Source organism: Flammeovirga agarivorans (assembly GCF_012641475.1).
Classification (GTDB): domain Bacteria; phylum Bacteroidota; class Bacteroidia; order Cytophagales; family Flammeovirgaceae; genus Flammeovirga; species Flammeovirga agarivorans.
The window spans coordinates 636073-648355 of the sequence record NZ_JABAIL010000005.1 but is presented as its reverse complement, the minus strand read 5'-3'; the positions used below and the strand labels follow the sequence as shown (position 1 = coordinate 648355).

Genomic DNA, 12283 nt, shown 5'->3' with positions numbered 1-12283 from the left:
CTTCGTTGGGGTTTTCATTATATATATGAAATTTATTATTTAGCTAACAGTAAGAAAATCATCTTATACAAATATAAACTTATTGGGAATTTTATAATGATGATTTAGATAAATCTAACAAGATTAAGATACGATGATAAAAGTTCTTATAATAGATAAACTACATGAGTCTATTTTTTCGCTTCTTGAAGACAAAGGTGTAGAAGTAACATACATGCCAGATATTAAACCTTCTGAGGTCGCAGATCATATTAAGGATTACAATGGCTTAATATTAAGAAGTAAACTTAAAGTAGGTGTCGATTTACTAGATTTAGCACCAAAACTAAGGTTTATTGCTAGAGCGGGTGCTGGCGTAGATGAAATTGACGAAGATTATCTTCAAAGAAGAAAGATTACTCTCCTCAATGCACCTGAGGGTAATATGGATGCTGTAGGTGAACATACAGTCGCGATGTTATTGTGCCTAATGAACTACCTTCATGTGGGTAATGCTGAGGTTCGTAAGAAGCTTTGGCTAAGAGAAGAAAATAGAGGGCATGAGCTTTCTACTAGGACTGTTGGTATTATCGGGTACGGTAATATGGGTAGAGCTTTTGCTCAAAGATTAACTGGTTTTGGATGTGAAGTATTGGCATTTGACAACGGTAAAAGTGGATATGGAGATGAGTATGCCCAAGAAGCAAGTTTAGAAGAAATTCAAGAAAGAGCAGATGTTCTTAGTTTTCATATTCCATTAAATGTTGACAATAAGCATTTGGTCTCTCAAGAGTATTTAAACGGCTTTAAGAAACCTATCTACTTACTCAATTTAGCAAGAGGTGAAGTGATTCCTTTCTCAACTATAGAATGGGGATTAGATAATGGAAAGATCCTTGCTGCTGGACTAGATGTACTTGAAAATGAAAAACTACATACCCTAACAAAAGAGCAAGAACGTATCTTCACAAAAATCACAAACGACGAGAGAGTACTATTTACTCCACATGTTGGGGGATGGTCTTTTGAATCTTATGAAAAAATTAGTCTTGTATTAGGGCGAAAAATAGTGAACTTATTAAAAACACTATAATTCAAATTAATTATTTAAACACATGAACTTCCAAGAAGAATTTGAAGCCAACCGCTTGCAATGGAATGCTAGAGTAGAAAGTCATGTTGCATCAAAAATGTATGATGTACCTGGCTTTATTTCTGGTGATACTTCATTAAAAAAGGTTGAACTAACTGAATTAAAGAACCTAGAAGGTAAAAAAGTCCTTCACCTTCAATGTCATTTTGGCTTGGACTCACTTTCTATGGCTAGAATGGGTGCTGATGTTACAGCATTAGACATCTCAGACACTGCTATTGAAAAAGCTGAAGATTTAAACGAACAGCTAGGGTTAAATGCTAAATTTATCACTGCCAACCTATACGATATTAAAAAACACTTACCAGCTGAAGAACAGTTTGATCTAGTGTTTGTCTCATATGGTGCAATTTGTTGGTTACCAGATCTTACCGCATGGGCAGATATAATTGCTTCATACTTAAAAAAGGGTGGTGAGTTTTATATGGTAGAAATGCATCCATACATCTATACATTAGATTGGGATCGCTTTACACCTGAATATCACTACTACAATAAAGGAGTTTACAAAGAAACAGTGACATCAAGTTATGCTGATGATACTCCTATGGAGTTAACGGAATACTTCTGGGTACATTCTGTAGATGAAATCATCAATTCTTTAATGAAGAAAGGACTCTCCATGACAAAATTTAGAGAGCATGATTACCAAACTTATAATTGCTTTGATAACATGATAGAAAGAGCTGAAGATGAGTTTGTTTTTAAAGATGTTAAAGTCAATATACCTTACTTATTAGAAGTGAAATTTCAAAAATAAGTAAACAAGACTCCTTGTAAACAATGTTACTCATTGATTTCGAGGAGTTTTTTTTAAACAGCTGTTAATTGTATTGACCTTAATAGTGTTTCTTCCGTAAGATTGTATGTATAAGAAGCATTTCGTTTCAAATCAAACAATGAAGAAATTTCTGTCACATAGCATCATTTTACAAAGCATTTGTATGCTGATGACGTTTCACTTACTTAATGTCAGTGTAAACGTAAATGACAGTCAATTGCCTAATGATCTTGATAACGAAATTGAAAGTATCGTCGAACTTGTGTCATTAATGTTTTTTGATGCAGAGGGAGCTCTCCCAGATAACCCTATGGACGACGAACATCAAACAGTAGTTGGTACAATCAATATTACATGGTTTATGAATTCTACTCCTTTGGTTGCTCCTGCACCAGAAGTAGACCCTATTGATTTACCTACGGATGAAGCACTCCCTATTTCTCGTCCGTTATTCTACACAAATCCTTCCTATTCTATTGATACCCCTCCACCAAAAGTGGCTTAGAACGTTTCTTGAAATATAGTTCGATTATATTTTCGTTACTCATATTTCATCTTTATGGACCGTCTATTCTGACGGTTGATTATCTCCTATACTAAAATAATCTATCCAATCGAGTTATGGATTCTTATTAGGATAAGTCTGTTTTATAATAGACTACGATTCTTAGTAACTATACCTTAGCTCCTTACTCTAACGTTCATGAAAAAGTTCATTTTTGGAGTAATCTTGACGTTCCTATACATTGTTGTAGTCGCTCAAGATAACGGGGAAAATACATTATCAATGCAATTAACGATTCCTCAGGCAGAGGAAATATTCTTAGAAAACAACCTACAGTTAATTGCTGAAAAACAAAACATCGAAATTTCTAAAGCCGAAATTATTCAGGCTAAAGCATGGCCAAATCCTGAAGTAGGAATTGAAATCGCCATGTATGACAACCAAGACAATATCTGGTTTAGAACTGATACAGATGCTCAAAGGGTTGTTGATATCTCTCAAATGATTGAAACCGCTGGAAAAAGAAGAAAGCGTACCAACATAGCAAAAATAGAAGCCGAAATTACAGAATATGAGTTTTACAATACACTCAGAGAACTTCGTTCGGAATTACGAACAGAGTTAGTAGAGCTTCATTATGCCCAACAAAAAGCAGATAGTTATTTAATCGCTATCGAGCCTGTTGAGAAATTAGTTGAAGTCTACAAAGAACAAGCTGAAAAAGGTAATGTAGCAAGAGCAGAATTAGTTCGATTAAAAGCCTTGTTACTAGATGCCAGAAAAGGGTGGCTAGATATTGTCCAAGAGTCCGCTGATATTGAAGCTCACATTAAAATGTTACTCAATGTTCAGCCAAATGTTTCTTTAGACATTATTATACCAACAATCCAACCGAATGATTCTACACCAAACCCAGAACTTTGGTCGACGTTAGCGCAGGATCATCGAGTAGATTTTAAAATTGAAAATATTCGATTGAATCAATCTGCCGAAAGTCTTGCGTTAGCTAAAGCCGAAGCAGTACCAGACCTTCATATCGGAACAATGTACGACAGAAGGGGTGCTCACCAAAGTGATTATTGGGCTTTACAAATTGCTTTTGATCTTCCTGTATGGGATAGAAATAAAGGTGGCATTCAAGCTGCAAGAATAGAGCAAGAGCAACAACAAGTAAAGCTAAATGAAGCAGAAAAGCAGTTAACTATTGATGTTTATACTGCAGCTCAAAAGTTAAATCAAGTAAGAACATTGTATGAACAATTGGATCCAGAACTTTCTTCAGAAATGAAAGAAGTGATGAATTCTGTAACTAGAAGTTACCAAAGCAAACAATTGAGCTTACTCGAATTTATTGACTTTTTTGAAAGCTACAGAGACAATTTAGGACAATGGTTTGATACTGAAATGTCCTTATTCAATGCCCAAGAGAATGTAAACTACACAGTGGGCAAAGACATCTATCCTATCCAATAATCATTATAAAAGACGAAATCATGAAATCAATATATAAAGTTATTTTCAGTATAATTCTAACTACTACAATCGGTTTACTAATTATCACAAATCACAATTCAACAGCAAAGGACAGTGGAGGTAAAGACAAACCTTCTTCGAATTCTTTATCAAAAAGTATGGAGAAGATTGTTACTACAGAAGCTGTTTCTTTGGCTCCTCTAACTAATAAAGTTAAGTTAACAGGAACTGTTGAAGCTTTACCAAACAAACAAATTAGTATTCCTGCAATTGTATCAGGTAGAGTTACTGCCGTTTATGCTAGCCAAGGGGACCAAGTGAAAAAAGGTCAGGTTTTAGCCAAAATTTATTCTTCTGATATGGCTGAAGTAAAGCAAGAATGGATTGAAGCCAAGGCAAATGTAGATCGTGAAACTAAAGAGTTTGAAGTTGCAGAATCACTATTTGAAGCTGGATTAAGTTCTAAATTAGAAATACAGCAAGCAAAAAGTGAATTAGAAGCCGCTAATGCACAATTAGACAAGGTTAACCAGAAATTAAAATTAATGGGTGAGTCTAATAATGCAACTCATATCGTAAGAGCTCCTATTTCAGGTACTGTCACTGAAAGAAATATTACTACAAATATGCTATTGAGAGAAGACTTCGAAGAGGCATTGTTCACTGTAGTAGATTTAAGTGATGTATGGGTAAAAATCAATGTATTTGAGTCGGACATCAAAAAAGTAAAATTAGGAGCGAATGTAAAAGCACAAGCAATGGCGTATCCTGATGAGGTGTTTGAAGGGGAAATCAAAAAAATAAGTAAGTTTATTGACCCCGAAACTAAAGTCATGTCTGCAAGAGTAGCTGTGAATAATCAACATGGATTATTGATGCCAAATATGGCTATGAATATTACCGTTACGGAAGATAAAGAAGAAAACGTTTTTGCCGTTGCTGAAAATGCTGTCGTTTTTCATAACAATAAAGAGTTTGTAGTAAAAGCAAAAAACAATGAGTACAGTATTTTACCTGTTACCGTTTTAGGTGAAAACGATCATAAAAAAATTCTAGTTAGAGGGGACCTTAAAGCCCAAGATTTTGTTGTATCTGAAAAAGCACTATTGCTTTTCAATGAGTTAATTCAAAACCAAGATATCGCTAATAACTAGTCCTTTAGATCATGAGAAACTTTGTTCAGAATATAATTGGGTTTTCATTAAGAAATCGATTCTTTGTTTTCTTTATGACCTTGATACTAATTGTCTCAGGAGTAATTAGCTATCAGAATACACCAATAGAAGCCTTTCCAGATGTTACCAATCCAAGGGTAAGAATTATCTCTCAATGGCCAGGTAGAAGTGCCGAAGAAATTGAAAAATTAGTCACCCTGCCTATTGAAGTTGAAGTCAATTCTACTCCAGGAAAAACCGAAGTGAGATCTATTTCATTATTTGGTCTCTCTGTAGTAACTATTGCTTTTGGTGATGATGTAGACGAGTTTAAAGCTAGGCAACTAGTTGCTAATAGAATTATGAATGTGGACTTACCAGAAGGAGTGGATTCAGAAATGGAACCTTCTTCTGGCCCCACAGGCGAAATTTACAGGTATACTTTAAAGTCTGATAAATTAAATGTTCGAGAACTAAAAACATTACAAGATTGGACCATTGAACGGAAACTTCGTGCCGTTCCAGGAGTAGCTGATATTGTCAGTTTTGGTGGTGAAGTAAAGATTTTTGAGGTTTCTGCGGATCCACATCTTATGCAGCAATACGATATTACTTCCTTAGAGCTATTTGAAGCCTTAGAAAGAAGTAATGTAAATGTTGGTGGTGATGTTATCGAAAAAAGAAATCAAGCCTATGTAGTTCGAGGTCTTGGATTACTTAACAATAAAGCTGAAATCGAAAATGTTATCATCGAGAGAAATAACAATACGACTGTACTTGTAAAGAACGTGGCACAAGTAAAAGAAACTTTTGCTCCAAAATTAGGTATTGTTGGACTAAATGATGACCCCGACTTAGTTGAAGGTATTGTGGTCATGCGTAGAGGTGAAAATCCAAGTGAAGTCATCGAACGATTAAAACTAAAAATCGAAGAACTCAACGAAAGAGTTTTACCTGAAGGTACAAGCATTGATCCTTTCTATGACCGTTCAGAGCTTATTGATTTTACTACGAATACTGTTACAAAAAACCTTGCTGAAGGTATCTTCTTCGTCGTTGTTTTTGTGCTTCTATTTATGGCAGATTGGAGAACTACTTTCATTGTCTCCATCATAATTCCATTATCGCTTTTATTTGCTTTGGTATGTATGCGTATCAAAGGTATGTCTGCCAACTTATTATCATTAGGTGCAGTAGATTTTGGTATTATCATTGACGGTGCCGTCGTAATGGTAGAAGGACTCTTTGTGATCTTAGACCGAAAGGCAAAATCTTTAGGGATGGAAAGGTTTAATAAACTTTCTAAACTTGGATTAATTAAGGAAGCTGGATCGAAATTAGGTGCTAATCTTTTCTCTTCTCAGATGATTACGATTCTAGCATTAGTTCCCATCTTCGCTTTCCAAAAAGTAGAAGGTAAAATGTTCTCTCCTCTTGCATTTACATTTGGCTTTGCCTTGTTAGGTGCACTGATAATGTCATTAACGTTAGTACCTGTTTTGGTAAGTGTGTTATTGAATAAAAATGTCTCAGAAAAAGAGAATTTCTTTACCCGCTTCATGCAGAAAATATTCTATGGTGCTTTCTCTTGGGCATATGCTCGTAAGAAATTAACCTTAATGATCTCAGGAGCTGTATTTTCTATCGGCATGTTCTTCGGTTCTCAACTAGGTACAGAGTTTCTTCCTCAATTAAATGAAGGTGCTATCTATATTAGAGCATTTATGCCTATCAGTGTCAGTCTTACTGAGTCTTATGATATGACACAGAAGTTAAGAGAAGAAATACGAACTATACCTGAAGTTAGAGGCGTATTATCTCAGACTGGTAGACCTAATGATGGAACAGACCCAACAGGATTCTTTAATATTGAATTCCATGTCGATTTATATCCTCAAGAAGAATGGAATAGAGATTTAACCAAGCAAGAAATAATTAGTGAGCTAGAAGAAAAATTAAATGACTACCAAGGAGTTTCATTTAACTTCTCACAACCTATTATGGATAATGTTGAGGAAGCCGTTACTGGTGTAAAAGGAGCCCTAGCATTAAAAATCTATGGTAGTGATCTCTTCCAATTAGAAGAATTAGCCGAAGAGGCAAAAGACATTATGGAAGGAGTAGAAGGTATCGCCGACCTTAATGTAATTAAACTCATTGGGCAACCTGAATTACGTATCGATTTAAATCAAGAACGCCTTGCCATGTATGGTGTAGCGACTGCTGATGCCCAATCTGTTATTGAAATGGCTATTGGAGGTAAAGCTGCAACACAATTATATGAAGAAGAAAGAAGATTCGATATCCGTATTAGATATAAAGAAGAATATCGTTCAGACATCCAAGAGATTGGAAATATTAAAGTGCCAACTCTAGATGGCGGAATGGTTCAATTAAGGGAAATTGCTGATATCACTACTCAAACAGGACCTGCTTTTGTTTACAGAAGTGGTGGTGAGAGATTCGTAGCCATTACATTCTCTGTTAGAGGTAGAGACCTTGGCGGTGCAGTAGCCGAAGCAAAAGAAAAAGTAGAAAGTACTCTACAACTAGACAAAGGAATGTACTACTCTTGGGATGGTGAGTTCAAAAATATGGAAAGAGCTCAAAATCGTCTAAAGCAAGTTGTGCCTATTGTTATGGTACTTATTTTCCTTGTCTTATTAACGACTTTCAACAATGTGAAAGATGCCAGTTTAGTCATGATGAATGTACCTTTTGCCTTAGTAGGTGGTATTCTAGGACTAACATTCTTTACTATAAACTTTGGTATCTCAGCAGGAGTAGGATTTATTGCATTATTTGGTATTTGTGTACAAAATGGAGTATTACTTGTCTCCAAATTCAAATCAAATATACAGGAAGGTATGTCCTTAGATGATGCAGTTCACCAAGGTGTAAAATCGAGAATCCGACCAGTGTTAATGACTGCCGTTACTGACTTCGTAGGCTTATTGCCTGCATCGATGTCAACGGGTATTGGTTCTGAATCACAGAAGCCCCTGGCCGTAGTAATTGTATGGGGTATTTTGACAGCCACTATTCTAACACTGATCGTCTTCCCTGTTATTTTCAGTGTATTCTACAAAAAGAAATCAATTTAAATTCGGTATATAAAGGCCTCTTTTACTATTTATTCTAACTACTGTTTAATTATCACAAATCTATTTAGAAAGGTCACCTAGTTGGTGGCCTTTTCTTTTGATACCATGATACCGGTTGGAAAAATACTCCATAAATTAGGTATCACAATCTGAAAAGTAGTCCCTTCGTTAATCACAGAATCGACAGTGATATCTCCTCCTAATTTTTTAACCGCTTCTTGAACAATATAAAGTCCTAGACCAGAACCATTGTTCATATCAGTAGCTCTGTAGAACATATCAAAGATCTTTTCTATATGTTCATTTTTAATGCCTATACCATTATCTTCAATCGTTAATATCAAATCAGATGGTTCTACTAATGCTTTTATGTTAATCGTAGGTTTTAAAATTCTTGAGGTAAACTTAAAAGCATTAGAGATAATATTATTCAGAATCACGGACAATCTGGACTCATCACAATACAATTCATTTTGTACCTCTATATTAATGTTTACAGTGGTTTCAATGTATTGATTGATAAATCTATACTGATCTACTGTTGAATGTAAAAGCTCTTTTATATTAATCTTAACTGGACGCAATTCCATTCTGTTATTCCTAGAATAATTAAGAATATCATGAATAAAGCTATCCAATTTCATTAAACTTCTTTGTTGCAACTCCAAGTATTCTTTTACTTGCTCTAGTGATGCATCCATTGATAGTTCGATCAACCCTAAAGCAGAAGTAATTGGAGCTCTTAAATCATGAGAAACTCGATAAACGAAGTTATCCAACTCTTTATTGGCTTTACTCAATGCTTCGTTTCTCTTCATTAGTGTCTCTTCGTATTCCTTTCTTGGTGTGATATCTTTAATGATACCTAAGAACCCAATAGAATCACCATAGACATCTGATAAGATTGACGTTCTAACTTCTACCCAGATAAACTCATCGTTTTTATTCTGAATTTGAAGCTCGATGGTATTATCATTTTTGAGTACATCCTCGGCTGAAATACTAAAAGAATTACTCTTATCAAGCCCCTTTAATATTACATTTAAAGATCTCCCGAGTAAATAGTTTCTTGGGTAACCTGTAAGTTGAATTACGGAATCATTGACAAACGAAACCTTTCCTTCCAAATCGATCACTAAGACTGAATCTTGAACACCTCTTAGGATTGTAGATTGGAAAAATAATTTTTCATGATTTTCATGTTGTTTCGTAATGTCTTTTCCGATACAATAAATCAGTCCATTATCAATGTTACGGGTAATATCCCATTCGAAATATTTGTATTCTCCCCATTTGGTTCTGTATCTATTGATAAATGATTTCACTGCTTTTCCTTCGTATACTTCTTGAAAAACAGCCAAGGAGTCATTGATATCATCCACATGCAACCAATTCATGAAAGGGTAAGACTTTAATTCTTCTATGGAATAACCTAAGATTCTCTCCCATGTTTTATTTAAGAACAAAAAATCACAAGTATGTGGTTCCACAATGGCACATAAACCTACTGTATCAGTAAAAAATGGCTTGTAAGTAATATCATCTTCTTCAAAATCACCTTTTTGATGAATTGTAGTTGATACTTCCTCCATTTCTAATGAAGATTGAGACAGAGCCATTTCTGCAATTGCTCTTACCTGAGATAGAGCATTATCATCTAAGATGCTGCCATTTTTGGGAATTAATAATACAAAGCAGGCTTCAACCTCATCGGTTTTTGAGTTAATTATGGGACATATCACTTGTCCTTCTTCATTTTGAAGAATTTCTTTGGTATGAAATACTTTTCGAACAAGTGAATCTAAGTTAGGGGATGAAGTTTTTCTTTTATTAAACCGAATGATACAGTTATCCACTGTACCGTCAGTAAGTAGGCGACAAACAGATCCATAATATGCCTGCTGATAATCCATAATGTTATCAAGCAAAGATTCCATGAAATCTTTCATATTAGGTTTTTGTTCGAAAAATCTTTGTTGTAACCTAAGTAGATTATTATAAAGTAGATCTTTTCTAGTCATTCAATTCTTATCAGGGCAAAAATTTGCTCATAGCAACTATTCTAGTTAATGAGTTTTAATATAAGAATAATAACGTGTGTAATCAAGAAATAGTTATATTTCATCCAAACTTTTTCGCATTGGTTTATGCATCTGCTTTTTAAATTCGGAAGGTGTTAAACCAATTGTTTGCTTAAATTTACTCGAAAGATACTGCGAACTACTAAAGCCTAATAAATCAGCAATTTCGGCTAACGACATTTCATCATAGGAGATCAATTCTTTAGATTTTTCGATCTTTTGCTTAGATAAGAATTTTTCTATTGTCACCCCTTCTGTAAGCGAAAATAGTTTACTCACATAAGAATAATCCTTTCCTATATGTTTTTGTAATTGATCTGAGAAGTTTTCACTCCAAGTAGTCATTGAGAGATTTTGAAACTTATCGTGGATAAAATTCTTAACACTCTCCACTACCTCTTTCTGTTTATCATTAAGAATTTCAAAACCTAATGCCCCTAATTTTTGTTCTAATAAAGTTTGTTGATCTTTCGATAGTGGCACTTGTAAATAGACCGTTCCAAGCTCTACTCTATCTACTGAAGCATCGATATCTAATAATGTTTGCCAGACTACATGAATGCATCTATCGCATACCATGTTTTTGATTTTCAGGGTTAAAAGGTCTATCATTTGTGAATAAATATGGTTTCAAGAACAGTTTTTCGTACTATTGCATTGATTATCATAGAATAAAGGTAATCTAATTTAAATAAAAATTGATTGCCTTAAAAATTCAACCTAAATTTGCATTCCGAATTTTAAAATTAACGATAAGTGGATCAGAAATTTAAAAAACCTGCAACAAAGAGACCCGTTGAGCTAATGGCTCCTGCAGGAGGATTTGACTCAATGATGGCTGCCATTCAAGGTGGAGCCGACTCTATATATTTTGGGGTAGAGCAACTCAACATGAGAGCGCGTGCCTCTATGAACTTCACTCTTGATGATCTTGAGGAAGTTGCCCGTATTTGTAATGAAAACGGTGTAAGATCATATTTAACTCTGAATACAATTATCTACGAACATGATTTATCGATTATGCGTAGAGTTGTTGACCGTGTTAAGGAATCTGGTATTACAGCGATTATCGCTTCTGACCAAGCAGTAATTGCCTATGCTTTCAGAGTAGGTGTAGAAGTTCACATTTCTACTCAAGTAAATATTACAAATGCAGAGACAGTACGTTTCTACTCAACATTTGCAGATGTAATGGTACTTTCAAGAGAGCTTTCTATGGTTCAAATGAAGACTATTTGTGATACGATCAAAAATGAGAATATCACTGGTCCTTCTGGCGAATTAGTAGAAGTTGAAGTTTTTGCTCATGGTGCATTGTGTATGGCTGTTTCTGGTAAGTGTTACTTATCACTACATACACAAAACTCATCAGCCAATAGAGGTGCTTGTGTACAAAACTGCCGTAGAAAATATAAGGTAATCGATATCGAAGACGGACATGAGTTAGAAATCGATAACGAATATATCATGTCTCCTGAAGATTTATGTACTATCGACTTCCTTGATCAATTATTAGATACAGGAGTAAGAGTATTAAAAATCGAAGGACGTGGTAAAGGTCCTGAATATGTAAAAACAGTTGCTCAATGTTACAGAGAAGCAATTGACAGCTACTTTGATGGTACTTACACTAAAGAAAAAGGTGAGCAGTGGAAAGAGCGTATGACTGAAGTTTACAACCGTGGTTTCTGGGGTGGTTACTACCTTGGTCAAGAAATGGGTAAGTGGACTGACCAGCATGGTTCTAAAGCCAAAACTAGAAAAGTGTTCTTGGGTAACGGTCGTCGTTATTTCAAAAATATTCAAGTAGCTGAATTCCAACTGGAAACTCAAAAAGTAAAAGTAGGTGATAAACTATTAATCACTGGACCGACTACTGGAGTTGTTGAGACTGTGGTTGAAGAATTACATGTAAACGATGAAGGTAAGAAAGAAATGGCTGTAAAAGGCGATACTTTCAGTATCAAATTGGATACACAAATTCGTCCTTCTGATAAATTGTATAAACTAGTGGATGCAGAAACTGTAGAAGCTTAATTCGTTAAAAACGATC

At 34.8% G+C, this 12283-nt stretch carries 9 protein-coding genes; 7 read left to right on the top strand and 2 right to left on the bottom strand.

Annotation, left to right across the window (positions count from 1 at the left end; all coding sequences use genetic code 11):
* The first annotated feature begins 133 nt into the window (after positions 1-133).
* From HGP29_RS18820 to HGP29_RS18795, 6 genes are all read left to right on the top strand, one after another.
* A complete protein-coding gene (locus tag HGP29_RS18820; RefSeq protein ID WP_168883960.1) occupies positions 134-1072 on the top strand; it encodes an NAD(P)-dependent oxidoreductase in 939 nt (312 codons plus the stop codon).
* 22 nt (positions 1073-1094) lie between these two features.
* Positions 1095-1892, top strand: a complete 798-nt coding sequence (locus HGP29_RS18815; RefSeq protein ID WP_168883959.1) for a class I SAM-dependent methyltransferase — start codon at positions 1095-1097, stop codon at positions 1890-1892.
* A gap of 139 nt (positions 1893-2031) precedes the next feature.
* Complete coding sequence (locus HGP29_RS18810) at positions 2032-2418, top strand: hypothetical protein (RefSeq protein ID WP_168883958.1); 387 nt, start codon at positions 2032-2034, stop codon at positions 2416-2418.
* A gap of 198 nt (positions 2419-2616) precedes the next feature.
* Positions 2617-3891 (top strand): TolC family protein, encoded by a 1275-nt coding sequence (locus HGP29_RS18805; protein WP_168883957.1) that lies wholly within the window; start codon positions 2617-2619, stop codon positions 3889-3891.
* A 20-nt stretch (positions 3892-3911) separates the two neighbouring features.
* A complete protein-coding gene (locus HGP29_RS18800; RefSeq protein ID WP_168883956.1) occupies positions 3912-5045 on the top strand; it encodes an efflux RND transporter periplasmic adaptor subunit in 1134 nt (377 codons plus the stop codon).
* 11 nt (positions 5046-5056) lie between these two features.
* Positions 5057-8149, top strand: coding sequence for an efflux RND transporter permease subunit (locus HGP29_RS18795; protein ID WP_168883955.1), 3093 nt, complete (start codon positions 5057-5059; stop codon positions 8147-8149).
* A gap of 77 nt (positions 8150-8226) precedes the next feature.
* Here HGP29_RS18795 and HGP29_RS18790 read toward each other — a convergent pair whose 3' ends face one another.
* Positions 8227-10098: a PAS domain-containing sensor histidine kinase gene (locus HGP29_RS18790; RefSeq protein WP_168883954.1), complete on the bottom strand. Its 1872-nt coding sequence runs from the start codon at positions 10096-10098 to the stop codon at positions 8227-8229.
* A 165-nt stretch (positions 10099-10263) separates the two neighbouring features.
* Positions 10264-10842 carry a helix-turn-helix domain-containing protein gene (locus tag HGP29_RS18785; RefSeq protein WP_168883953.1) on the bottom strand — a complete coding sequence of 193 codons (579 nt, stop codon included), beginning with the start codon at positions 10840-10842 and terminating at the stop codon, positions 10264-10266.
* 144 nt (positions 10843-10986) lie between these two features.
* Here HGP29_RS18785 and HGP29_RS18780 point away from each other — a divergent pair, with 144 nt between their 5' ends.
* Positions 10987-12267, top strand: a complete 1281-nt coding sequence (locus tag HGP29_RS18780) for a peptidase U32 family protein (protein WP_281616414.1) — start codon at positions 10987-10989, stop codon at positions 12265-12267.
* The last annotated feature ends 16 nt before the right edge of the window (positions 12268-12283 follow it).